The organism is Streptomyces sp. NPDC048338 (genome assembly GCF_043201055.1).
Classification (GTDB): domain Bacteria; phylum Actinomycetota; class Actinomycetes; order Streptomycetales; family Streptomycetaceae; genus Streptomyces.
Genome location: NZ_JBICYQ010000013.1, coordinates 97,359 through 120,643 on the forward strand (window position 1 = coordinate 97,359; position 23,285 = coordinate 120,643).

Annotated in this window: 21 protein-coding genes; 11 read left to right on the forward strand and 10 right to left on the reverse strand. The window is 73.0% G+C overall.

The features are described 5' to 3' along the window. The first annotated feature begins 125 nt into the window (after positions 1-125). Positions 126-3,356, forward strand: coding sequence for a tetratricopeptide repeat protein (locus ACGFZF_RS28020; protein ID WP_393558545.1), 3,231 nt, complete (start codon positions 126-128; stop codon positions 3,354-3,356). 67 nt (positions 3,357-3,423) lie between these two features. On the opposite strand, the gene ACGFZF_RS28025 is transcribed toward ACGFZF_RS28020, so the two are convergent. Further along, complete coding sequence (locus ACGFZF_RS28025) at positions 3,424-3,672, reverse strand: hypothetical protein (RefSeq protein ID WP_393558547.1); 249 nt, start codon at positions 3,670-3,672, stop codon at positions 3,424-3,426. Continuing rightward, positions 3,665-4,546, reverse strand: a complete 882-nt coding sequence (gene mca / locus ACGFZF_RS28030; protein WP_393558549.1) for a mycothiol conjugate amidase Mca — start codon at positions 4,544-4,546, stop codon at positions 3,665-3,667. The genes ACGFZF_RS28025 and mca overlap by 8 nt, the downstream gene beginning before the upstream one ends. A 99-nt stretch (positions 4,547-4,645) precedes the next feature. On the opposite strand from mca, the gene ACGFZF_RS28035 reads away from it, so the two are divergent. The 4 genes from ACGFZF_RS28035 (at position 4,646) to ACGFZF_RS28050 (ending at position 10,696) form a co-directional block, all read left to right on the forward strand. Next, positions 4,646-5,047 carry a DUF4307 domain-containing protein gene (locus tag ACGFZF_RS28035; protein ID WP_393558551.1) on the forward strand — a complete coding sequence of 134 codons (402 nt, stop codon included), beginning with the start codon at positions 4,646-4,648 and terminating at the stop codon, positions 5,045-5,047. Between the two features lie 190 nt (positions 5,048-5,237). After that, positions 5,238-5,735 carry a transcription elongation factor GreA gene (gene greA / locus ACGFZF_RS28040; RefSeq protein ID WP_147980950.1) on the forward strand — a complete coding sequence of 166 codons (498 nt, stop codon included), beginning with the start codon at positions 5,238-5,240 and terminating at the stop codon, positions 5,733-5,735. A gap of 73 nt (positions 5,736-5,808) precedes the next feature. Next, complete coding sequence (locus ACGFZF_RS28045; protein ID WP_393558553.1) at positions 5,809-8,229, forward strand: protein kinase; 2,421 nt, start codon at positions 5,809-5,811, stop codon at positions 8,227-8,229. 82 nt (positions 8,230-8,311) lie between these two features. Further along, positions 8,312-10,696 carry a protein kinase gene (locus ACGFZF_RS28050; protein WP_393558555.1) on the forward strand — a complete coding sequence of 795 codons (2,385 nt, stop codon included), beginning with the start codon at positions 8,312-8,314 and terminating at the stop codon, positions 10,694-10,696. On the opposite strand, the gene ACGFZF_RS28055 is transcribed toward ACGFZF_RS28050, so the two are convergent. From ACGFZF_RS28055 to ilvA, 3 genes are all read right to left on the reverse strand, one after another. After that, positions 10,668-11,513, reverse strand: a complete 846-nt coding sequence (locus tag ACGFZF_RS28055) for an ABC transporter permease (protein WP_393558557.1) — start codon at positions 11,511-11,513, stop codon at positions 10,668-10,670. The two genes, ACGFZF_RS28050 and ACGFZF_RS28055, sit on opposite strands and share 29 nt — an antisense overlap. Beyond that, positions 11,510-12,535, reverse strand: a complete 1,026-nt coding sequence (locus ACGFZF_RS28060; protein ID WP_393558559.1) for an ATP-binding cassette domain-containing protein — start codon at positions 12,533-12,535, stop codon at positions 11,510-11,512. The genes ACGFZF_RS28055 and ACGFZF_RS28060 overlap by 4 nt, the downstream gene beginning before the upstream one ends. A gap of 224 nt (positions 12,536-12,759) precedes the next feature. Then, positions 12,760-13,989: a threonine ammonia-lyase gene (gene ilvA / locus ACGFZF_RS28065; RefSeq protein ID WP_393558561.1), complete on the reverse strand. Its 1,230-nt coding sequence runs from the start codon at positions 13,987-13,989 to the stop codon at positions 12,760-12,762. Between the two features lie 146 nt (positions 13,990-14,135). Between ilvA and ACGFZF_RS28070 the strand changes: the two genes are divergently transcribed. Genes ACGFZF_RS28070 through ACGFZF_RS28080 form a run of 3 tightly spaced genes read left to right on the forward strand, consistent with a single transcriptional unit; the run spans position 14,136 to position 15,392 of the window. Next, entirely contained in the window at positions 14,136-14,651 is a 516-nt protein-coding gene (locus ACGFZF_RS28070) for a MarR family winged helix-turn-helix transcriptional regulator (protein ID WP_147980945.1), read from the forward strand. Between the two features lie 31 nt (positions 14,652-14,682). Further along, positions 14,683-15,144: a sigma factor-like helix-turn-helix DNA-binding protein gene (locus ACGFZF_RS28075; protein ID WP_393558564.1), complete on the forward strand. Its 462-nt coding sequence runs from the start codon at positions 14,683-14,685 to the stop codon at positions 15,142-15,144. After that, on the forward strand, positions 15,141-15,392 hold the full coding sequence (locus tag ACGFZF_RS28080; RefSeq protein ID WP_393558566.1) for a hypothetical protein: 252 nt from the start codon (positions 15,141-15,143) through the stop codon (positions 15,390-15,392). The genes ACGFZF_RS28075 and ACGFZF_RS28080 overlap by 4 nt, the downstream gene beginning before the upstream one ends. 155 nt (positions 15,393-15,547) lie before the next feature. Here ACGFZF_RS28080 and ACGFZF_RS28085 read toward each other — a convergent pair whose 3' ends face one another. After that, positions 15,548-16,702, reverse strand: coding sequence for a cystathionine gamma-synthase (locus ACGFZF_RS28085; RefSeq protein WP_393558568.1), 1,155 nt, complete (start codon positions 16,700-16,702; stop codon positions 15,548-15,550). 144 nt (positions 16,703-16,846) lie between these two features. On the opposite strand from ACGFZF_RS28085, the gene ACGFZF_RS28090 reads away from it, so the two are divergent. Together ACGFZF_RS28090 and msrA are read left to right on the forward strand one after the other, a co-directional pair. After that, positions 16,847-17,953 carry a hypothetical protein gene (locus ACGFZF_RS28090; protein ID WP_393558570.1) on the forward strand — a complete coding sequence of 369 codons (1,107 nt, stop codon included), beginning with the start codon at positions 16,847-16,849 and terminating at the stop codon, positions 17,951-17,953. A gap of 94 nt (positions 17,954-18,047) precedes the next feature. After that, positions 18,048-18,716: a peptide-methionine (S)-S-oxide reductase MsrA gene (msrA, locus tag ACGFZF_RS28095; protein WP_393558572.1), complete on the forward strand. Its 669-nt coding sequence runs from the start codon at positions 18,048-18,050 to the stop codon at positions 18,714-18,716. Positions 18,717-18,838: 122 nt separating this feature from the next. Here msrA and ACGFZF_RS28100 read toward each other — a convergent pair whose 3' ends face one another. Together ACGFZF_RS28100 and ACGFZF_RS28105 are read right to left on the reverse strand one after the other, a co-directional pair. After that, the gene (locus tag ACGFZF_RS28100; protein ID WP_393558574.1) at positions 18,839-19,189 is read right to left on the reverse strand and encodes a DUF1330 domain-containing protein; all 351 of its coding nucleotides are present in this window, start codon (positions 19,187-19,189) and stop codon (positions 18,839-18,841) included. 115 nt (positions 19,190-19,304) lie between these two features. Continuing rightward, positions 19,305-20,348, reverse strand: a complete 1,044-nt coding sequence (locus ACGFZF_RS28105; RefSeq protein ID WP_393558576.1) for an NAD(P)-dependent alcohol dehydrogenase — start codon at positions 20,346-20,348, stop codon at positions 19,305-19,307. Positions 20,349-20,477: 129 nt separating this feature from the next. Here ACGFZF_RS28105 and ACGFZF_RS28110 point away from each other — a divergent pair, with 129 nt between their 5' ends. Further along, a complete protein-coding gene (locus tag ACGFZF_RS28110; protein WP_393558578.1) occupies positions 20,478-21,335 on the forward strand; it encodes a helix-turn-helix domain-containing protein in 858 nt (285 codons plus the stop codon). Between the two features lie 85 nt (positions 21,336-21,420). Here ACGFZF_RS28110 and ACGFZF_RS28115 read toward each other — a convergent pair whose 3' ends face one another. After that, positions 21,421-22,686 (reverse strand): Ig-like domain-containing protein, encoded by a 1,266-nt coding sequence (locus ACGFZF_RS28115; protein WP_393558580.1) that lies wholly within the window; start codon positions 22,684-22,686, stop codon positions 21,421-21,423. 248 nt (positions 22,687-22,934) lie between these two features. Continuing rightward, positions 22,935-23,276 carry a hypothetical protein gene (locus ACGFZF_RS28120; RefSeq protein ID WP_393558582.1) on the reverse strand — a complete coding sequence of 114 codons (342 nt, stop codon included), beginning with the start codon at positions 23,274-23,276 and terminating at the stop codon, positions 22,935-22,937. Positions 23,277-23,285: the final 9 nt, after the last annotated feature.

Sequence of the window (23,285 nt, forward strand, 5' to 3'; positions counted from 1 at the left end):
GGCCCCGTCCGGAGTGCCGTACGGGGCCCGGCAGCTCCCGGCCGATCGCGTCGCTCCCTCGCGCCGACGCGCGTCACGCAGGACACTTGTTCCCGGAAAGCGGAAGCTCTCGGAGGGGGACGCACATGCGGGACAGCCACCGGGCCGATGCCGAACGGCTGCTGGCACGCGCCGTGGAGGAGGAGGTGCGCCGCTCCGGGGGCCGCACCGACTCGGCGGCACTGCTGGCGCGCGGCCGGGCCGCGCTGGACACCATGGCGACGGGTGCGGGCGAGGAGTACGGGGCCTATCTGCGGGCCCTCGAGGAGACGGAGGCGGAGATCCGGCCGCCGGCCGCGCGGCCGGCGGCGGGAACTCCCGCGCTGGTCGCGGCCGTCGCGGCGGTCGCGGCCGTCGGCGCGGACCTGGCCCTGGGCACACCGGCCGGTACGGCGCTGGGCGCCGGGGCGGTGGTGGCGGTGGCGGGCGCGGCGGCGACCGTCCTGAAGGTGACGGCCGCTCAGTGGCCGGCCGCGCGCCGCCGCGCCGGGGCTCTCGGCCGGCCCGGCGGGCCCGAGCAGCTCCGGCTGCAGTGGCTGACCGCCCTGGAGGTGCGGGGCGTCCGGCCGTTCCTGGAGCAGCAGCGGGTGCTGCTCGCGACCGCCGCGCAGCCGCCGCAGAAGGTGGTCGCGCAGCTGCGCGGCGCGGACCGGAGCGCGGCGGCCCGCCGGCGCACGGTGCTGGAGCAGTCGTTCGGCCATCTGCCGGACCCGGGCGGGCCGTTCGCGGGCCGGCGGGCGGAGCTGGCGCAGATCACCCAGTGGGTGCAGGCCGGCCGGGTGGCCACGACGACCCGGCCGACGGTCGTGGTGCTGCACGGCGAGCCGGGTTCGGGCCGCACCACGCTGGCGGTGCGGGCGGCGCACGCGCTGCGGGACCAGTTCCGCGGTGCGTGCGTGGTGGACCTGCGGGGCGGCGGGACGCGCGGCGAGAAGCCGTTGTCGACGCGGGAGGCGCTGCTGCACCTGCTGAACCGGCTGGGCGCCCCGCGCGAGCAGCTGCTGTTCCGCGAGCGGACCTCGGCCGAGCAACAGGTGCGCAGGCTGGCGGAGTTGTACCACCAGCATCTGACGGGTCTGCCCGTGACGGTGATCCTGGACGACGCGGTGGACGCCGAGCAGGTCCGCACGCTGCTGCCGGAGCGTTCGGACAGCCTGGTCCTGGTCACCTGCCGGGAGCCGCTGGACCTCGGCGAGGGGGTGCCCGCCGCCCTGCACCAGCTGCCGGTGGCGGCGCTCGACGCGGCGGGGGCGGAGGAACTTCTGCGGGAGGCGGCCGAGACGCCCGACCCGGGGCCGTACGACTCCGAGGCCTTCGAGCGGATCCGGGACCTCTGCGGCGGGCTGCCGCTGGCGCTGCGGGTGGCGGGCTCCTCGCTGGGACGCCGCTCGATGAGCGACCTGGCGCATCTGCTGGAGCGCCCCGGCTGGGGCGGGCATCCGCTCGACCGGTCGCTGTCGGTGCGGTACTTCACCGACCTCGACGACGACGGGCGGCGGCTGCTGCGCCGGCTCGCGCTGGCCGGGCGGGCCTCGCTGGGCGCGGCCGCGGCGGCCGCGCTGCTCGGGGGGAACGGGCCGGACGGGGCCCGGCTGCTGCGGGAGCTGGCCCGGACCGGGCTCCTCGACCACGTGCGCGGCGAGCGGTACCGGCTGCACGACGCGGTGCGCGGCTTCGCCGCGGCCCGGCTCCTCGACGAGGAGGACGCGACGGAGATCGCGGCGGCCCAGGAGAGGCTGATCCAGAACTACGCGGAGCTGGCCGACGCGGTGATCCGGATGGTCGACGGCAAGATGTCGACCCGCGCCGACCGGTTCGGCGGCCACGGCTTCGGTTCACTGGACGCGGCGCTGCGCTGGCTGGACGACGAGTCCAGCTTCATCACGGCGGCGCTGCGGCACGCCGAGGGCGTCGACCAGCAGACGGTGCTGAACCTGCTGGGCGCCCTCTGCGACTACTGCCTGCTGCGCGGCGACCTCTACCGTCTCGGCGAGATCAACGAGCTGACCGACGCGGTCGGGCAGGGGCTGCTGTCCCGTTCGGTGCAGTGGCGAACCGGCATCGCGGCCCGCCAGCTCGGCGAACTCGACAAGGCCCGCACCACCCTCACGTCGGTGGTCTCCCTCTACCAGGAGGCGCACCAGGACGCGGGGGCGGCGCTCGCCCTCTGCTCGCTCGGCATCACGCTGCACCACCAGGGCAATCTGATCGAGGCCGCGGCGAAGCTGCGCGAGGCGCTCGCGCTGCAGGAGCCGGCCTCGCTCGCGGCGGACCGGGGCTGGACGCTGCACGCGCTGGCCGCCGTCGAACGGGACCGGGCGAACCTGGCGGAGGCGCTCGTGCTGCTCGGCGCCGCGCTGGAGCTGCACCGGGAGAACGAGTCGCTGCACGGCGAGGCCTGGGCCCACTTCCAGCTGGGCCAGGTCTGCCTGCGCATGGGCGACGTGGAGCGTGCCGACTCCGAACTGCGCCAGGCGCTCGAACAGTACGGCCGCACCCACGACGGGCGCGGCGAGGCGTGGGCGCTCACCCAGCTGGCCCGGGCCCGGCTCGTCGAGGGGGACGCCTCGCCCGCGGTCGACGGGCTGCGGCAGGCGCTGTCCCGCCACCGGGAGCAGGAGGACGCCCGGGGCGAGGCATGGACGCTGTACTACCTGGGGCAGGCGCTGGAGGAGCGGGGCGACCGGAACCAGGCGGTCCGGGAGCTGGAGCGGGCGCGCACGATGTTCTCCCGGATGCGGGACGTGTACGGGCTGGCCTGCGCCCGCCACCACTCGGGCCGGGTGACCCGGGACCAGCGGGCGGCCCAGACCGGGAACCTGCGCAACTCCGGGTTCGCCCGCCAGCTCCTGGTGGACGCCCGGGCGGACTTCCACCGCATCGGGGTCGCGCACGGCGAGGCGTGGACGTGCCTGGAGCTGGCGATCGTGGACGCCGGCAACGGCAAGGCCGTGCAGGCCCTGGAACTGTGCGAGGAGGCGAGCCGGCTCTTCCTGTCGTACGAGGACCGGCGGGGCTCCGACTGGGCGCGGTTCCTGCGCTGCACGCTGCTCCCGTACGCGTCGCCGGGGGACGTGGACGCGGCGACGGCGCTGGCCCGGGAGGAACTGGCCCGGCTCGTCGAGGAGCGCCATCCGAGCCGTGACGGGAAGCTGGAGGACTGCGCGGAGGCGTACGCCCTGGTGCTGGAGCGCGGGGTCCACGCGTCGGCCGGCTGGCAGGCGTGGACGCTGGGGATGGTCCCGAACCGTCACGCCCGCGAGGTGATGGGCGTGCCGGTGCCCGGGCGGGAGCCGGAGCCGGACCAGGCGGGCTGACCGGGTGCGCCCGGGCGCGGGCTCCGCCGTCTCCGAGGAGGCGGGAGCCCGCGCCGGGCGGCCGCGGTCACTTCTCCGGGGTGCCCTTGCCCTGCTGCGGGGACGCCGCCGGGCCGCCCGAGGGGCCGGGGGCCTCCTCGAAGGAGACCTTGCCCATGTGGCGGTTCATCGACTTCATCAGCAGCCAGACGGCGACGGCCATCACGGCGAAGACGACGAACCCGAGGACGCCGGGGGTCACCTTGTTCTTGTCCAGCTCTTCGGCGGCGAAGGGGACAAGCTGGGTCAGTGCCAGGTGTGCGCTCATGTCAGGCATTGTCGCGGATGCCCGCGAAGAGGTCGCTCTCGGGGAGGGAGGTGTCGACGAGCGCCTTGCTGAGCTCGTACTCCTCCGTCGGCCAGACCTCCTTCTGGATCTCCATCGGGACGCGGAACCAGCCGCCGTCCGGATCGATCTGGGTGCGGTGGGCGATCAGCGCCTTGTCGCGGGTCTCGAAGAAGTCCGCGCAGGGCACGAAGGTGGTCAGCGTGCGCTCGGCGCGCTGGAACTCCTTCCAGCGCTCCAGCCACTCGCCGTACGGGGACTCCATGCCGCGTTCGAGCAGCGCCTCGTGCAGGGCGAGCGTGCGGGGACGGTTGAAGCCCTGGTTGTAGTAGAGCTTCTTCGGCTGGAAGGCCGGGCCGAACTCGGCCTCCGGGTACTTCTCGGTGTCCGCCGCGGCGTCGAACGCCACCATCGTGATCTTGTGGGTCATGATGTGGTCGGGGTGCGGGTAGCCGCCGTTCTCGTCGTAGGTCGTGACGACCTGCGGACGGAACGCCCGGATCTTGCGGACGAGCTCGCCCGCCGCGACGTCGACGTCCTCCAGGGCGAAACAGCCCTCGGGCAGCGGCGGCAGCGGGTCGCCCTCCGGCAGGCCGGAGTCGACGAAGCCCAGCCACTCCTGCGAGACGCCCAGGATCTCGCGGGCCTCGTCCATCTCCTTGCGGCGCACCTCGTGGATGTTCGCCTCGATGTAGGCGTCGCCCTGGAGCTGGGGATTGAGGACGGAGCCGCGCTCGCCGCCCGTGCAGGTCACCACAAGGACCTCCACCCCCTCGGACACGTACTTGGCCATCGTGGCCGCGCCCTTGCTCGACTCGTCGTCGGGGTGGGCGTGAACGGCCATCAGTCGCAGCTGCTCAGTCAAGACTCGATCCTCAGTGATTGGTCGCGGAGGGAGGTCTCTATAGTGACGGAACCGGGGGGCCGAATATTCCGGGCACCCCCGGCGTCGAGAGGAACGATCATGAGCGCGGTCCAGGGCCGGCTGCCCGACGGGCGCTACGGCCGCTCCGCGGACGAGCGCGCCGACCGCAAGCTCAGGATCGCCGGCGCCGTGCTCGGCGTGGTGTTCCTCGGCCTGATGAGCTGGTTCGGCTGGTACTACGTCGTCGACAGCAGGATCAGCGCCGAGATGATCAAGTTCGACGTCGTCAGCGACACCGAGGTCCAGGTGCACCTCGAGGTGCGCAAGGACACCGACGCCCGCGGAGTCTGCACCCTGCGCACGCGCTCCGAGGACGGGGCCGAGGTCGGCCGCAAGGACGTCCGCGTCGACGACGCCGCCGACCGGGTCGACCGCGTCTGGACGGTCCGCACGACGGCCCGGGCGACCAGCGCCGAGCTCGTGGGGTGTACCGCACGGTAGCGGCGGGTAGTGACCGGGCGGCGCGTCGATCTCCGATTCACGGGCTCACCTGGGACGACGACATCCTGATGGTTTTTGTCCTCCCCCTTTTCGCCACAAATTGTTAGGCTCGTGGTTTCGCCCACCCAGGAAGGACGATCCTTCAGGGTAGGGCGATGCTTTGTATTCCCAGTACCTACGAGGAGCACCTGTGACCCAGACCAGCGACAACGTCACCTGGCTCACCCAGGAGGCGTACAACCAGCTCAAGGCCGAGCTGGAGTACCTGTCTGGTCCCGCGCGAACCGAGATCGCCGCCAAGATCGCCGCGGCGCGCGAGGAGGGCGACCTGCGCGAGAACGGCGGGTACCACGCGGCCAAGGAGGAGCAGGGCAAGCAGGAACTCCGCGTGCGCCAGCTCACCCAGCTCCTGGAGCACGCCAAGGTCGGCGAGTCCCCGGCGGACGACGGTGTCGTCGAGCCCGGCATGGTCGTCACGATCGCCTTCGACGGCGACGAGGACGACACGATGACCTTCCTCCTGGCCTCCCGCGAGTACGCCAGCGGCGACATCGAGACCTACTCGCCGCAGTCCCCGCTCGGCGTCGGCGTCAACGGCAAGAAGGCCGGGGACGACGCCGAGTACGAGCTGCCGAACGGCAAGAAGGCCGCGGTGAAGATCCTCAGCGCCAAGCCGTACACCGGCTGAGCCGCCGTCCGCACGTCCGGGCCGGACCCCTCGGGGTCCGGCCCTTCGTCTTGCATGCACATGCAATGATGCGATGCTGACGACGTGTCACAGGGGGGACGACAGCGTGCTGGGACCGCTGCGCGGGAGCGCGCCACGGCAGATCGGACCGTACGAGGTCCTGGCGCGGCTCGGCGCCGGAGGCATGGGCGAGGTCTTCCTGGCCCGTGACACCCGGGAGGGCGCCGCGGACGGCGTCCACGTCGCCCTGAAGACGGTACGGCGGGACTTCGCCGGCGACCCGGGCTTCCGGGACCGCTTCCGGCGCGAGATCAAGGTCGCGGGCGTGGTGCGGAGCGCGTACGCCGCCGCACCCGTCGGCGGGGACGCCGACGCCGAGGTGCCCTGGCTCGCCACCGCGTACGTGCCCGGCCCCAGCCTCTCCCAGGCCGTGCGGCGGGAGGGCCCGCTGCCGGTGGCGACGGTGCGGGAGCTGGGCGCGGGAGTGGCCCGCGCGCTGGCCGACCTGCACGCGGCCGGGGTCCTGCACCGCGACCTCAAGCCCGGCAACGTGATGCTCGACGTCACCGGGCCGCGCCTGATCGACTTCGGGATCGCCCGCAGCAGCGGGGCCACCACCATGACCGCGACCGGGATGATGGTCGGCACCCCGGCCTTCATGTCGCCCGAGCACGTGGCGGGCGCCCGGAAGGTGACCGCCGCCTCGGACGTCTTCTGCCTCGGCTCCCTGCTCTGCTACGCGGCGACCGGCGAGGATCCCTTCGGCGACGGCCCCCTGGCCGCCGTCCTCTACCGGGTCTCGCAGGCCGAGGCGGACCTGGAGCGGGTCCCGGAGGAGCTGCGCGAGGTGATCGGCGCGTGCCTGGCCCTCGACCCCGCCGCCCGGCCCGCCCCCGAGCGGCTGGTGGAGCTGCTCGGCGGGGAACGGGCGCCGTCCTGGCCGCAGGGCGTACGGGAGCACATCGGGGAGTACGGGGCGGAGCTGGCACGGCTGGTGGCCTCGGGAGGACCGCTGCTGCCGCTGCCGGGCGGGCCCGTGGTGACGTCCGGGCCGCCCGGACTGCACTCCGTACCGACGCGGGCACCGGTGGCTCCGGCACCTGTCGCCGCCCCGCGCCGGGGACGCCGGGCGCTCGTCGCGGCCGTGGGGGCGCTCGCGGTGGCCGCCGGCGGGATCGGTGCCTACCTGCTGTGGCCCGAGGGCGCCGGGCCGAAGCGGACGCCGCCGCCGAAGGCGGCGCCGCCGGCGCCCGGCGGACCGCGGATCCCAGGCGTGGACGACCGCGGTCTGGCGGACGCCTCGGGGGTGGTGCCGCAGAACGCGGCGCAGCGGCCGGCGGGCTGGAAGCCCTGGCGGACGAAGCTGGGCGCCCCGGCGTTCGGATGCTCGGCCGGGGAGCGGGTGCTCGTGTGCCGGAGGACGGACGGACACTTCGAGGCGCTGGATCCGGCGACGGGCAGGAAGCTGTGGGAGGCAGCCGGCACCGAGGGCAACCGGAACGGCTTCAGTTACATCACCGCCCACGGCGAGACGTGGATCGCCGGCGGGGCGACCCGGCCGACGGTTCACGACACGTCCGTCGTCCTCGCCTCCTCGGACGGGCTGGAGGTCCGGGACGCCGTCACCGGCGCCGTCCGCTGGAAGAAGGACGCGTGGGACGCGCAGGGGACCGGCACGCGCCCGATCGTCGCGGACGGCGTGGTCTTCGCGACGACGGCCGAGGGCGAGGACGCCGGGTCGAGCCGGGTGGGCATGACCGCCTTCTCCCTGGCCGACGGCCGGGTGCTGTGGAGGAAGGCGTTGACGAACAACACGCTCGCCGACTCCGAGAAGCGGCCGTACGAGCCGGTGGCCTACGCGAAGGGCCTGGTGTACGCGCTTACCGACGGCGGCCTCACCGCCTTCGACGCGAGGACCGGCGCCGTGCACGGCCAGGTCGACCCGAGCGCCCAGCAGTGCTGGGAGCTGATGGTCCTCGGCCCTTCGGCCTACTGCGCGGACGTCACGCGACCGAAGGGGCGGCTGCACGCCCTCGACTCCGCCACCCTGGCCGAGAAGGGCAGCGTCCCCGCCGCCGTGGCGGAGCCGGCCCCCTCCGTGATCGGCCCGAACGCCGTCGTCGTCCTGGACGGCAGGCTCACGATCCGCGATCCGCGCGACGGCGGCGTCCTCGGGTCGTACGCGACCGGGGCCGCCCCCGCGGGGCTGAAGCAGGGCCTGTCCCGTCCGCTCCTCGCCGGCGACCAGGTGGTGTGGGCCGACTACTCCGCTCTCCACACCGTGCGCCTCGGCGCGGACGGCAGACCCGCGGGCCTGCGGACGACGCCCGTGCCCGGCGCTCCCGGCCCGCGGGCCGAGGAGGACGCCTACGACCCGGACTGGGGACTCCTCTTCCACCGGCAGATCCGGCAGCCCGAGGTGCTCCCGGTCGGCGGGATCGCCTACGTCGTGTTCGACCGGGGCGTCGTGTCCGCGGTGGAACTTCCCCGCTAGATCCTGTCCGTCCCGTCCATCCTGTCCGTCCTGTCCGTCCTGTCCGCCCGGACAGGGCCCAGCCCACGAAAGGACGTGTTCGGTGCTGGAAGCACTGCCCGCCGGCCCTCCCCGGCTGGTCGGCCCCTACCGGCTGCTCGCCCGCCTCGGCGCGGGAGGCATGGGCGAGGTCCACCTGGCCTGCCGGGCGGACGAGCCGACGGCCGATCCGCACCGGATGGTCGCGGTGAAGACGGTCCGCGGGGACCTGGAGGTCGACGGGGACTTCCGGACCCGGTTCCGCCGCGAGATCACGGCGGCTCGGGCGGTGAGCAGCCCGTACGCGGCGCGCCTGGTCGACGCCGACGCGGACGCGCCGGCGCCCTGGCTCGCGACCGAGTACGTGCCCGGGCCGTCGCTCGCCGAGGCCGTCGTGCGATCCGGTGCGCTGCCGGCCGGGGCGGTACGGGCGCTCGGCGCGGCGCTCGCGCGGGCACTGCGGGCGGTCCACGAGGCGAAGGTGCTGCACCGGGACCTGAAGCCGGCGAACGTGCTCCTCGGGCCGGGCGGGCCGAAGCTGATCGACTTCGGCATCGCGCAGGCCTTCGAGGCGACCGCGCTGACCTCGACCGGTCTGGTGGTGGGCTCGCCGGGGTTCATGTCGCCGGAGCACCTGACGGGCAGTCGGGCGGTCGTCCCGGCGTCGGACGTGTTCTGTCTCGGCGCGGTGCTGGCCTTCGCCGCGAGCGGGCGCGGACCGTTCCACGACGACGAGATGGCCGCCGTGATCTTCCGGATCAGCCGGGCGGAGGCCGACCTGTCCGGTGTGCCGGAGGAGCTGCGGCCGGTCGTGGAGCGCTGCCTGCGGCCGGATCCGGCGGACCGGCCGACCGCGGCGGAGCTGGTCGGCCTGCTCGGTGCCGAGGCGCCGGAGGTGTTCCCGTGGCCGGGCGGGGTGCTGTCCCTGCTCGCCGAGCACGGGGAGGCGGCCGGTGGCATCGGGGAGGCGGCCGCCTCGGGCGCGGGCGTGGCGGACCTGCCCACGCTCGCGCCGGTGGTGCCGTACTCCCCCACGGCTCTCGGGCAGCGGCCCGCTGCCGCCGCCGTGCCGGAGCCGCGGCCGCGGCCCTGGGGGCGGTGGGTGGCCGCCGCCGTCGCGGTGGCGGTCGTGGCCACGGTCGGTGCGGTGCTGGTCGACCGGCAGGGCGGGCAGGGGAAGACGGCGGGCGGGACGTCCGCGGGGGCGGGCGGCGCCACGGCCGGGCCGGCCGACGGATCCTCGCCGAGCGCCGGCTCCTCCGCGCCGGGCACGCCGAGAGCACTGAGCCAGGTCGTGCAGCCGTACGGCGGCGAGGGCCGCTCCGGTGACTTCGGCACGGTGGGTACCGACCGCGCGTACCGGCCGGCGGGCTGGTCCCCCTGGACGACGAAGGTCGACACCGACGTCACGGGCTGCGCGCTCTCCCCCGAGGTGCTCCTCTGCCCGGGCACGGCCGGCTCGGCCGTCGCGCTGAGGGCGGCGGACGGCGAGAAGCTGTGGTCGGTGCCCGGGCGGGAGCTGACCGACGCCGAGGGCACCCGGTCGCCGGCCGGCTATCCGGCCGTCGTCGGCGACACGGCGTACGTCACCGGCCCGGACGGTGTGGTCGCCTACGGCCTGAAGGACGGCAGGCAGCGGGGCAGGATCCCGGCACCGGGCGGGCACTGGGCCCTGAAGAGCACCGATCTCGTCGACGGGGTCCTCTACTCCGGCTACCTCGACCTGGGCGACGAGGGGAAGGGCCTGGTCACGGCCGTGAAGCTCGCCGCCGGGGGCAAGGAGCTGTGGAGGGCGCGGCTGGACGGCATTCCGGAGCAGCTGGTCGCGGGCGGGGGCCGGGTGATCGTCCCGCTCGGGGTCAGGCCGGTGGCCCTCGACGCCGCGACGGGCCGGGAGACGGCCCGCGGCGCCGCCGACCTCGTCTGCGGAGAGGTCGTCGTGCACGGGGAGAGCGTGCTGTGCGGTGCGGGACCGGGCGACGGCGTCACGGTCCTCGACGCGGGGACCCTGCGCCCCCGGCGCACCCTGGGAGCGGACCTGACGATCACGGCGGGGCCGGCGGTCAACGCGGACGGCGTGGTGGCGCTGGTCGACGGCGGGAGCCGGGTGGTCACCTACGACCTGGACAGCGGGCGGGAGCGCTGGCGCGTGCGGAAATGGGTGACCCAGGCCGATGCCCCTCTCGGGCGGGTCTGGTTCGCCGGGGACCAGGTGCTGGCGGGAGGGAGGCAGGAGGTCCTGGCCGTCCCGGTGTCCGGGCCGCCCGCGAGGGCGCAGGACATCCCGGTCCTCAGTCCGCCCGTGCCGGACGGTGTCTCCCTGACCGGCGACGCCGAGGCCGTGGCCGCCGGAGGGGCGGTCTTCCTCTCCCTCTCCGACGGCCTGGTCGTCTCGGGTTACCTCCCTCGCGCGGGCGGCGTCACGCCGTCGCCGACCGGTACTTCCTGACCGCCAGCGTCCGGAACACCACGATGATCAGCACCGACCAGAGGATCGAGGCCCACACCGGGTGCTGCATCGGCCAGGCGTCGGACGTCGAGACGCCCGGGTTGCCGAACAGGACGCGGCACGCCTGGACCGTGGCGCTGAAGGGGTTCCACTCGGCGATGGGCTGGAGCCAGGACGCCATCTGGCTGGGGTCGACGAAGGCGATCGAGATGAACGTGACCGGGAAGAGCCAGATCAGTCCGCCCGAGGTGGCCGCCTCCGGGGTGCGCACGGACAGGCCGATGAGGGCGCCGATCCAGGAGAAGGCGTAGCCGAGGAGCAACAGGAGGGCGAAGGCGCCGAGCGCCTTCGGGATGCCCTCGTGGATCCGCCAGCCGACCAGCAGGGCGACGATCGCGAGGACGACGACCGTGAGGGCGGTCTGCACGAGGTCGGCCAGGGTCCTGCCGGTGAGGACCGCGCCACGGGCCATCGGCAGCGAGCGGAAGCGGTCGATCAGGCCCTTGTGCATGTCGTCGGCGATGCCGGCGCCCGCGCCGGCCGTGGCGAAGGTGACGGTCTGGGCGAAGATGCCGGCCATCAGGAACTCGCGGTAGACGGCCGGGGAGTTCGTGCCGCCGATGGTCATCGAGCCGCCGAAGACGTAGCTGAACAGCACCACGAACATGATCGGCTGGATGAGGCCGAAGATGACCATCTCCGGGATGCGGGTCATCCGGATCAGGTTGCGTTTGGCGACGACGAGCGAGTCGCTGACGGACTGCGTGAGGGCGCCGCGCTGCTTCGGGGCGGCGGCCGCGTCGGTCACGATGGTCACCTGACCGTCTCCTTCCGGTGCTGCTTGCGGCCCTCGGCCGCGACGCCGTTCTCCTCTTCCTCCGCGAGCTCGGCCGCGTGGCCGGTCAGCGAGATGAAGACGTCGTCCAGGGTGGGCCGGCGCAGACCGATGTCGTCGATCTCGACGCCGCGGGTGTCCAGTTCGCGGATGACCTCGGCGAGCAGCTTGGCGCCGCCGCTGACCGGCACGGTCAGCCGCCGGATGTGGTGCTCGACGGAGACCTCGGCCTGGCCGCGGCCGGACACGCCGTAGTGGGCGAGGACCTCCCGGGCGTCCGGGATCATCTCCGGCTCGTGCACGACGACCTCGACGCGTTCGCCGCCGGTCTGGGCCTTGAGCTGGTCGGAGGTGCCGCGGGCGATCACCTTGCCGTGGTCGACGACGCAGATGTCGTGGGCCAGGTGGTCGGCCTCCTCCAGGTACTGGGTCGTCAGGAGCAGGGTCGTACCGCCCGCGACGAGTTCCTGGATGACCTCCCAGAGCGACTGGCGGTTGCGCGGGTCGAGGCCGGTCGTGGGCTCGTCCATGAACATCACGGGCGGCGAGACGACCAGGGCCGCGGCGAGGTCGAGCCGGCGGCGCATACCGCCGGAGTACGTCTTGGCGGTGCGGTCCGCGGCGTCGGCGAGGTGGAAGCGTTCGAGCAGCTCGTCGGCGCGGGCCTTCGCCCGCTTGCCGTCCATCTGGTAGAGCCGGCCGACCATCTGGAGGTTCTCCCGGCCGGTCAGGTACTCGTCGACGGCCGCGAACTGACCGGAGAGGCCGATCGCGCGCCGGACCCGGTCGGGATGCTCGACGACGTCGATCCCGGCGACCAGGGCCCTGCCGCTGTCCGGCTTCAGGAGGGTCGTCAGCACGCGCACGGCGGTCGTCTTGCCCGCGCCGTTCGGGCCGAGCAGGCCCAGGACCGTGCCCTCGGGTACGTCGAGATCGACGCCGTCCAGAGCTCGTACGTCGCCGAAGGTCCTCACCAGACCTTCGGCGTAGATCGCGCCTGGCATGTGGGTTCTCCCAGGGGATTCGGGCGTTTTCCACCCAAGTTTAGGTTTGAAGGGCCGGCCGCGCCCAGTGAATGTGTGACTCGGGCCACACCGTAACGCGATACATCGCGACACACAAGACACCGCTCCGGGAAAGCGCGAACGGCGGGCGCCGAAGACCCTCCAGGTCTTCGGCGCCCGCCGTTCGGAGCGGACCGTCGCCCGCCGCTCGGAGCGGGCCGACGTCAGTCCAGCACCACGTACCCCGCGTCCCGCAGCGCGTCCCGCACCTCCACGCAGTGCTCCGGCCCCTTCGTCTCCAGGTGCAGCTCGACCTCCGCCTCCGTCAGACCCAGCCGGGGGTCGGTCCGCACGTGGCCCACGTCCAGCACGTTCGCGTCGACCACCGTCAGCACCGCGAGCAGCGTCGCCAGCGCCCCCGGCCGGTCCGTGACCCGCAGCCGCAGACTCAGGTAGCGGCCCCCGGCCGCCATGCCGTGCCGGAGGATCCGCTGCATCAGCAGCGGGTCCACGTTCCCGCCGGACAGCACCGCCACCACCGGCCCCTGGAACGCCTTCGGATCACTCAGCAGCGCCGCCACCGGACTCGCGCCGGCCGGCTCCACCACCAGCTTCGCCCGCTCCAGGCAGAGCAGCAGCGCCGAGGAGAGGTCGTCCTCGGAGACGGTCCGCACCTCGTCCACGTACTCACGGACGAGCGAGAACGGCACGTCGCCGGGACGCCCCACCCGGATCCCGTCCGCCATCGTCGACGGCGCCTCGATCGCCACCGGATGCCCGGCGGCCAGCGACGGCGGATACGCGGCCGCGCCCTCCGCCTGGACGCCGACCACCCGCACGTCCGGGCGCACCGACTTCACCGCCAGCCCCACACCCGCCGCGAGCCCGCCACCGCCCACGCCGACCAGGATCGTGCGCACCTCCGGGCACTGCTCCAGGATCTCCAGGCCCACCGTGCCCTGCCCGGCGATGATGTCGGGGTGGTCGAAGGGGTGGATGAAGACCGCGCCGGTCTCCGCCGCGTACCGCTCCGCCGCCGCCAGCGTCTCGTCCACGACATGCCCGTGCAGCCGGACGTCCGCCCCGTACTCCCGGGTCGCGGCGACCTTCGGCAGCGGAGCGCCGACCGGCATGAAGACGGTGGAGCGCACCCCGAGCAGCGAGGAGGCCAGCGCGACGCCCTGCGCGTGGTTGCCGGCGGAAGCCGCCACCACCCCGGCCGCGCGCTCCTCGGGCCGCAGCCCGGAGATCCGCACGTACGCGCCGCGCAGCTTGAACGATCCGGTCCGCTGGAGGTTCTCGCACTTGAGGTGCACCGGCGCCCCCACCAGGGAGGACAGGTGACGGCTGCCCTCCATCGCGGTGACCCGGGCCACCCCGGAGAGCATCTTCTGCGCCCCGCGCACGTCGTCGAGCATCAGGGTGTGCAAGGGGCGAGTGACACGGAAGCTCATGACACCAAGTCTCGCAGCTCACCGGCACCGTGGCCGCCCGGAGCCCGGGCCGTCCATCGGGTTTGCGCAGCGCCGGTACGGACCAGCGCCCGTCCGCGTACTCTGTCCCCCACCAACCGACCACCGGACGAGAGAGCCCCACAGCCATGCCCACATCTCAGGACATGACGACTGAGCTTGACCCCGGTCTCCTCGATGCCCTCCAGCACCAGGTGGCCGTCTTCGCCCGCCGGGCCGAACAGACCCGGCTGGGCGGCACCGGCCAGCTCCGCAACTCCATGGACCGCGCCGCCTACCTGCTGCTGAACCGCCTGGACCAGGAGGGTCCGATGGGCGTCAAGGCACTCGCCGCGGGCATGGGCATCGACTCGTCCACCGTCACCCGCCAGGTCGCCCCGCTCGTGGACACCGGCCTGGTCAAGCGCACCTCCCACCCGGAGGACGGACGCGCGGTCGTGCTCCAGCTCTCCCCCCGGGGCCTGACCCGCCTGGAAGAGGTCCGCTCCTCCCGCCGCCAGCTGATGGCCGAGGTCACGGACGGCTGGACCGAGGACGAGCGCGACTCCTTCTGCACGCTGCTCACCCGCTTCAACTCGGCACTGTCCGCGCGCCAGTCGGGTCTCCCGCCCGCCTCCGACACGGAGTCCGCCACCACCTCTTGACCTCGGGCGCGCCCTGTCCTCATATGAGGACGTGGCAGATCGGCAGGAGGGTCACGGGGGCGAACAGCACCGTCGCACCCGGCAGTTCGAGGCATTCGTCGCGGGAGCCGCGGGGCGGCTGCTGCATGCCGCGACCCTGCTCACCGCCGAGACCCGCACCCGCAACCCGCACGCCCAGGCCCTGCTGACCGCGTCCCTGGCGCACACCTACGCCCAGTGGGACCGGATGCGCGGCGAGGACCCCTACGACCGCACCCGCGCCGACCTGGCCGCCCGCTTCGCCCGGGCCGCCTGGCGCCATCACCGGGGCCGGGGCGGTGTCCTGGCCGCGCTCACCCCTCAGGAACGCCTCGTCGTGGTGCTCCGCCTCTACGAGGGCGTGGCCGAGGAACAGGCGGCGGCGCTGCTCGGACTGCCGGAGGAACGGGTCCGGGCCGTCTGCGCCCGCTCCGTCTCCGCGCTGCGCGCCGGGACCGGGAGGATCGCGTCATGACCCGGCACGAACAGAAGGAGGACGAGGTCCGGCGGATGCTGGAGACCCCGCACCCGCAGGTCCCCGGCGACCTGGCGGCGCAGGCCGTCGAGCGCGGGACCCGGCTGCTGCGCCGGGACCGGGCGGTACGCCGGATCCTGTGGGCGCTGCTGGCCGCGGCCGTCGTCGTGTTCGTGGTGTGGGCCTCGGTCGTACGGCCCTGGGAGGTCCCGCCCGCGGGGACGACACCGCCCCTCGAAGGCTGGTGACGCCCACTCCCCGGGCGCGGGCGGTCGCGTCCGAGGACGGACGCGTCCGCGCACGGGCCGTCCGGGGACGGGCGCCCGCGCCGGAAGCGCGCGATGCGCGGCCCGGAACCCCTCGCGGGGGTCCCGCACCGCGCACCGGGCGTCCTGGGGAGCGTCTAGCCGAGCGCCTGGCGCAGGTCGGCCAGCAGGTCGTCGACGTTCTCGATGCCCACGGAGATCCGGACCAGGTCCGCCGGGACCTCCAGGGCGGAGCCCGCCACGCTCGCGTGGGTCATCCGGCCCGGGTGCTCGATCAGCGACTCGACGCCGCCCAGGGACTCGCCCAGGGTGAAGAGCTTGGCGCGGTTGCAGACCTCGACGGCCGCCTCCTCGCCGCCCTCGACGCGGAACGACACCATGCCGCCGAACGCCTTCATCTGCTTGGCGGCGATCTCGTGCCCCGGGTGCTCCGGCAGACCCGGGTAGAGGACCTGGGTGACCTTCGGGTGCTGGACCAGCATCTCGACGATCTTGCCCGCGTTCTCGCTGTGCCGGTCCATGCGGACGGCGAGCGTCTTGATGCCGCGGAGCACGATCCACGAGTCGAAGGGACCGGCGACCGCGCCCATCGCGTTCTGGTGGTAGGCCAGTTCCTCGCCGAGCGCCTCGTCCGCCGTCACCAGCGCGCCGCCGACGACGTCCGAGTGTCCGCCCATGTACTTGGTCAGCGAGTGGACGACCACGTCGGCGCCGAGCGAGAGCGGCTGCTGGAGATACGGGCTCGCGAAGGTGTTGTCGACGACCAGCTTCGCGCCGGCCGTGCGGGCCACGTCCGCGACCGCGGCGATGTCGGTGATGCCGAGCAGCGGGTTGGACGGGGTCTCGACCCAGATCACCTTCGTGCGGTCGTTGACCGCCGACCGCACCGACTCCAGGTCGGAGGTGTCCGCCACGGAGAAGTCCACGCCCCAGCGCTGCACGACCTTGGCGAACAGCCGGAAGGTGCCGCCGTAGGCGTCGTTCGGGATGACCACGTGGTCGCCGGGGGCCAGCAGCGTGCGCAGCAGGCAGTCCTCGGCGGCGAGACCGGAGGCGAAGGCGAGACCACGCCGGCCGCCCTCCAGGGCCGCCAGGTTCTCCTCCAGGGCGGTACGGGTCGGATTGGCGCTGCGGCTGTACTCGTAGCCGCCGCGGAGCCCACCGACGCCGTCCTGCTTGTAGGTGGACACCTGGTAGATGGGCGGCACGACCGCGCCGGTCAGCGGGTCGGCGGTGTTGCCCGCATGGATGGCGCGGGTCTCGAAGCTCTGATGGGAGTGCTGGTCGCTCATGAGGCAGGAGCGTAGTCCTGCGGGCGCCCCCGCGCCGCACGCGTCTCACCCGGTGTCTCACCCTCCGTACCGCGGGGCGCGTCCCGGACGGCGGCGACCTCCCGGGGCACGGGCTCCCGCGGGACGTACGGGACAATGGAACGCATGGAGATTCTCTGGTTCCTGCTCGCGATGGGCCTGCTGTTCGCGGTCGTCGCCCCGTACGTGAGGCGCCGGCGCGGCGCCGGCATCCGGCAGGTGGCCCCCGGCTCACCGGACGCCGCGGACCCGGCGGCGTACGGCTTCGTCCTCCAGGAGGAGCAGGACGTACGGATGCCCGGCCCGGACCACGACCTCCTCGACGTCCTCGACGTGGTGCAGGCGACCCGGGACTGGCGGGCGGCCTCGCAGCTCCTCGCCGGCACGGAGAAGGAGGGCGAGGTCCGCTGGCAGCGGATCCAGGCCTTCGCCGGCGCGGCGTCGCTGGAACTCCAGCAGCAGCCCGGTGTCGGCGGCGCCTGGCTGCGGGCCTGGCGCGCCGAGGCGCCCAAGGACGCGGGCGGCGCGGCCGTGCACGCCGAGTTCCTGGTGCAGCAGGCGTGGCGCTCGTCCTCGGCGGGCAGCGACGAGTTCCGGATCATCCTCGAAGAGGCCCGCAAGGTCTGCGAGGAGGCGGCACTGCTCGCCCCCGGCGACCCGGTGCCGTACATCGTCGAGCTCGCGGTCGCGCGCGGTCTGGGCGACAGCCACGAACAGTTCGACCGGATCTGGGCCAAGATCATCGACCGGGCGCCCCAGCACATGGGCGCGCACCTGGCGGCACTGCACTACTGGTGCGAGAAGTGGCACGGTTCGCGCGCCGACGCCGACCGTTTCGCCACCACCGCCGCCGCACGCGCGCCGCAGGGTTCGCTGCTCGCCGCGCTGCCGCTGTTCGCGGTGTACGAGCACCTGCCCGAGATCGCGCTCGTCCAGGACTTCTACCGGACCGCGGTGGTCTCCAAGGCGATGGACGGCGCCCTGTACGCGGTCCACTCGGCCCGCCCGGACGACCCGATGCTCGCCCACGTCCGCCACCTGCTGGTCCTCTTCCTGATCCGCGCGGAGCGGTGGACGGAGGCGATGCGCCAGCTGGTGCACGTGGACGGCCACGTGGGCGCGCTGCCGTGGACGATGAGCGGGGACCCGGCGGCGGAGTACACGGTGTACCGGAACCTCGCGGTGGCGGCCTTCGAGGCGAACGGCGGCAGCCCGGCGACGCTCGCGCACTGACCGCGCGCCGACCGCCCGCGCCCGGGGGCCGGGAGGGGAATCCCTCCCGGCCCCCGCGCGTTGTGGAGAGGGCCGACCGTCGAGGAGATGCTTCATGTTCCTGTCACGCACCCCCGTCCTTCCCACGCCCGAGCAGGCGCTGAAGGGCCGCCCGACGCCCGAGTTCGCCGTTCCGGAACGCCACACCGTCCTCGGCAACCCGCTGCTCGGCCCGTACCCCGAGGGGTTCGAGGTCGCGGACTTCGGCCTGGGCTGTTTCTGGGGCGCCGAGCGCAAGTTCTGGCAGACCGCGGGCGTCTGGACGACCCTGGTGGGCTACCAGGGCGGCCTGACGCCGAACCCGGTCTACGAGGAGGTCTGCTCGGGCCTCACCGGCCACACCGAGGCCGTCCGCGTCGTCTTCGACCCGGCCGAGGTGTCGTACGAGCGGCTGCTGAAGCTGTTCTGGGAGTCGCACGACCCGACCCAGGGCTTCCGCCAGGGCAACGACGTGGGCACCCAGTACCGCTCGGCGGTCTACACCCACTCCCCCGCGCAGGCGGAGGCGGCCGAGGCCTCCCGGGCCACGTACCAGAAGGTTCTGACCGGCTCGGGCCACGGCACGATCACCACCGAGATCCTCCCGGCGGAAGGGCGCACCTTCTTCCCCGCGGAGGGGTACCACCAGCAGTATTTGGACCGCAATCCCGCCGGCTACTGCGGCATCGGCGGCACGGGCGTCTCCTGCCCGATCGGCGTCGCCGAGGCGCCCGGGGTCGCGTAGCTCCGGGCGAGCGGGGCGGGCATCGCCCCGGGAGGCCGGACCCCCGGCAGCACGTCATCGCGCGAGGACCCGTCCGGCTCGGAAGCCGGGCGGGTCCTCGCCGTCGTCCGTCCCCCAACCGCTCAGCGGTCCCGGGCCTCGCGCAGTACGCGCGCGGTCGCGGCGGCCTCGTAGCCGGGGGCGACCCCGTCGATCAGGAGCACGTCGCCCGGGATGTGCCGGGTGCGCAGCGGGATCAGCTCCCGGTAGGCCGGGGAGTCGTACCAGGCGCGCGCCCGGTCCATGGACGGGAAGCCGATGACGACGACGGCTCCGGGCCACTGCCCCTCGCGCACCTCGCGCTCGGGCGCGCCGTGGACCAGGAAGCGCCCGTCGTAGGGGTCCAGGGTCTCCTGGATCCGCTCCATGTAGGTGAGGACCTCGTCGTCGAGGTCGGGACCGGGGTGCAGGTTGCCTATCGCGTATGCGGTCATGACCCCAGCGTGCCGGGGCACGGCCCGCGGGTCGATTACCCCGCGGGTCATGCCCCGGCGTCCGGCGTCCCGGTTCGGGCGCCCGGTCGGATCGTCCGGGCGTCCGGACGCCGGTTCAGATGGTCGACGCGTCGATGACGAAGCGGTAGCGGACGTCGCTGGCGAGCACCCGCTCGTACGCCTCGTTCACCTGGTCCGCGCGGATCAGCTCGATCTCGGCGCCCAGTCCGTGCTCGGCGCAGAAGTCGAGCATCTCCTGGGTCTCGGCGATACCGCCGATCATCGAGCCGGCCAGCGTCTTGCGGCCGCCGATGAGGGAGAAGAGGTTGAGCGAGACGGGCTCCTCGGGGGCGCCGACGTTGACCAGCGCGCCGTCGGTCTTCACCAGGCTCAGGTAGGCGCCGAAGTCGAGCGGCGCCGAGACCGTCGAGACGATCAGGTCGAAGGAGCCGGCGAGCTCGGTGAAGGTCTCCGGGTCGCTGGTGGCGTGGTAGTGGTCGGCGCCGAGCTTGAGGCCGTCCTCCTGCTTCTTCAGGGACTGGCTGAGCACGGTCACCTCCGCGCCCAGGGCGTGGGCGATCTTGACGCCCATGTGTCCCAGGCCGCCGAGGCCGACGATCGCGACCTTCTTGCCGGGGCCCGCGTTCCAGTGCTTGAGCGGGGAGTACAGCGTGATGCCGGCGCAGAGCAGCGGGGCGGCCTCGTCGAGGGCGAGCCCCTCCGGGATCCGCAGGGTGAAGTGCTCGTCGACGACGATGTGGGTGGAGTAGCCGCCGTAGGTCGGCTCGCCGTTCTTGTCGAGGGCGTTGTACGTGCCGGTGCCGCCCTTGAGGCAGAACTGCTCCTGGCCCCGCAGGCAGGACTCGCACTCCCGGCAGGAGTCGACGAAGCAGCCGACGCCGACGCGGTCGCCGACCTGGTGCCGGGTGACCCCCGGGCCGACCTCGGTGACGATTCCGGCGATCTCGTGACCGGGCACCATCGGGAAGATGCCCTCGCCCCAGCCGTCACGGGCCTGGTGGATGTCGGAGTGGCAGATGCCGACGTACTTGATCTCGATGAGGACGTCGTGCTCGCCGACCGCGCGGCGCGGCACGGTGGTGCGCTCCAGCGGTGCGTGGGCGGCGGGTGCGGCGTAGGCGGAAACGTTCGTGGTCATGGCGTCCAGCCTGCCCGAAGGCCGCCGGGTCACCCAGGTCCCTGTCCTGCCTATGTCCACCGTGCCTACCACTGGCAGGGACAGGAACATCCGTCCGTCCGGTCGTACGACCTGGGATAATCGGTCCGCATGGACCTCAGTGCCGAACTCAGCGAATTCCTGCGCTCGCGCCGGGCCCGGCTGAAGCCCGAGGACGTGGGCCTGCCCTCGTTCGGGCGCCATCGGCGGGTCCCCGGGCTGCGCCGCGAGGAGCTGGCGCAGCTGGCGGGGGTGTCCGTGGCCTACTACACCCGGCTCGAACAGGGCAACGGCCGCAACGTGTCCCTGGAGGTGCTGGACTCGATCGCGCGGGCGCTGCGGCTGAGCGACACGGAGCGGGCGCATCTGACGCACCTGGCGAAGCCGACCACGAAGAAGAAGCAGCGGGCGTCGATCACGCGACCGCAGCAGGTGCGGCCGGGGCTGCTGCACCTGATCGACGCGATGGAGACGGTGCCCGCGTTCGTGCTGGGGCGGCGGGGCGACATCCTGGCGTGGAACCGGATGGCGCGGGCGCTGCTCGGGGACCTCGCGGCGATGGATCCGCAGGAGCGGAACATGGCGCGGATGGTGTTCCTCGACCCCAACGCGCGCGATCTCTATCTCGACTGGGAGTGCAAGGCGACCGAGGTGGTGAGCGTGCTCCGGCTGTACGCGGGCTGCTATCCGGACGACCAGCAGCTGCTCGCCCTGGTCGGCGAACTGTCGGTCAGGAGCGAGGAGTTCCGCTCGCTGTGGGCGGCGCACACGGTGACCGACAAGGGGCACGGGACGAAGCGGCTGCGGCATCCGCTGGTGGGCGAGATGACGCTGGGCTACGAGACGATGAAGGTGTCCGGCGGGGACCCGGACCTGGTCCTCGTGACGTACCAGGCGGAGCCGGGCACGGCTTCGGCGGACGCGCTGCGGCTGCTCGCCAACTGGGGCGTGGAGGAAGTCGTACGGTGACGCACGGCGGCGGCCCCCCTCGGACATCGAGGGGGGCCGCCGTCGTGTGCGGGTGGCGCGCCGTCGGGGCGGGGCCGTGGTCCGGTCAGGCGGCCGAGCCGGCCTTCCAGGCCGACCAGCTCAGGTTCCAGCCGTTGAGTCCGTTGTCGGGCGCGATCGTCTTGTCCTTGGAGTTCTTGACGATGACGACGTCGCCGACGAGGGAGTGGTCGTAGAGCCAGGCGGCCATCTGGTTCGGGTCGCCGGCGCCCTTGACGTCGTTCAGGCCCACGCAGCCGTGGCTGGTGTTGACGTTGCCGAAGACGGAGTCGGAGCCCCAGTAGTTGCCGTGGATGAACGTGCCCGAGGTGGACAGCCGCATGGCGTGCGGGACGTCCTTGATGTCGTACTCGCCCTTGCCGTCGTCGTCGGTGAAGCCGACGGTGGCGCCGTTCATCCGGGTCTCCTTGAACTTCTCGGAGATCACCATCTGACCGTTGTAGGTCGGGTTCTCCGGGGAGCCGGCGGAGATCGGGATCGTCTTGATCGTCTTGCCGTCCTGCTTCACCGTCATGGTCTTGGTGGCGACGTCGACGGTGGAGACCTGGTTGCGGCCGATCTTGAAGGTGACGGTCTTCTGCTGGACGCCGAAGACGCCGTCGGCGCCCTCGACGCCGTCGAGCTCCAGCTTCAGCGTGACGGTCGAGCCCTCGGTCCAGTACGCCTCGGGCCGGAAGTCCAGGCGCTGGGAGTTGAACCAGTGGCCGACGACCTCCTGGCCACTGGTGGAGGTCACCTTGATGCCGCCCTGGACGGCCTGCTTCTTGGTGATCGCCTTGTTGAAGTTGATCGAGACCGGCATGCCCACGCCGACGGTCGAACCGTCCTCGGGGGTGAAGTTGCCGATGAAGCTGTTGGCCGCGGAGACGGTGGTGAAGGAGGAGTTCTCGTGCGCCTCCAGGCCGTCCGCGTCCTTGGCGGTCGCGGCGATCTTGTAGACCGTGGCGCGGTCGAGGCGCTCGGTGGGCGCCCAGCTGAGCTTGTCGGCCGAGATCTCGCCCTGGACGCTCTTGCCGTCCTGGGTGGTCATGGTCACCTCGGTCAGGGTGCCGTCGGTGACGGTGACCTTGGTGTCCTTGTTGATCGACGCGTTGGTGGCGCCGTTCTTGGGCGAGATGGCTATCTGGGCCTTCGACGTCTTCTGCGCCGCGGCCTCGTCGACCTGAGCCTGTGACTGTGGCGTCTTGGCGCCGGCGCCGTCCTTGTCGCCCCCACCGCACGCCGAGAGCACCAACACGCCACCGAGCACCGCGGCCGCGGCCGCCAGGCTCTTGCGGCGGCGCCTGCTGTCCGTCATCACACGCTTCTCCATCGTCGCCGGTTCCCTGCCAACTTCTCAACTCAACAAGAACAACTCTGCCGGGTCCGCGGTTCCGGAACCGACCCCTATGTGGGCAACGCCACTGATCGACACGCACACGCGGAGCGTCCGGTTCCCGCTCCTGCCCCGCTCTGCGGCCGTCATTCCCCCCGTACGCCGCCGGGGCACGGAAGAGCCCCGGGACGCGTCACCTGTGACGACGCGGGCCCGGGGCTCGGGGAGCGGCGTGCCGCCCCCTCCTACTCCGGTTCCTCGTCGTCGGTGTCTGCCTCATCTTCCTCGTCGAGGTCCCACTCCTGTGCATCGGGGTCGAAGTCGACCTCCTCACTGCTCCAGGACGCCTGGACGAGTTCGATCCCCGGGACCTCCTTGACCAGGTCGAAGGGCTCGACGAGGTAGGCCAGGGCCTCGGCGCTGTCGTCGTGGACCGCGGACCGGGCGTGGACGCGCTCGTCCTCGGGCAGGAACTCGTCGGCGTCGATCCGGCCGACCGCTGCGCGGGTCAGCTCCTCGGGGTCGTCGATCTCCAGGACGACTTCCACCCGGAGCCGCACAAAGCGTGATGTCTCGGAAGTGCTCATACGACGGAG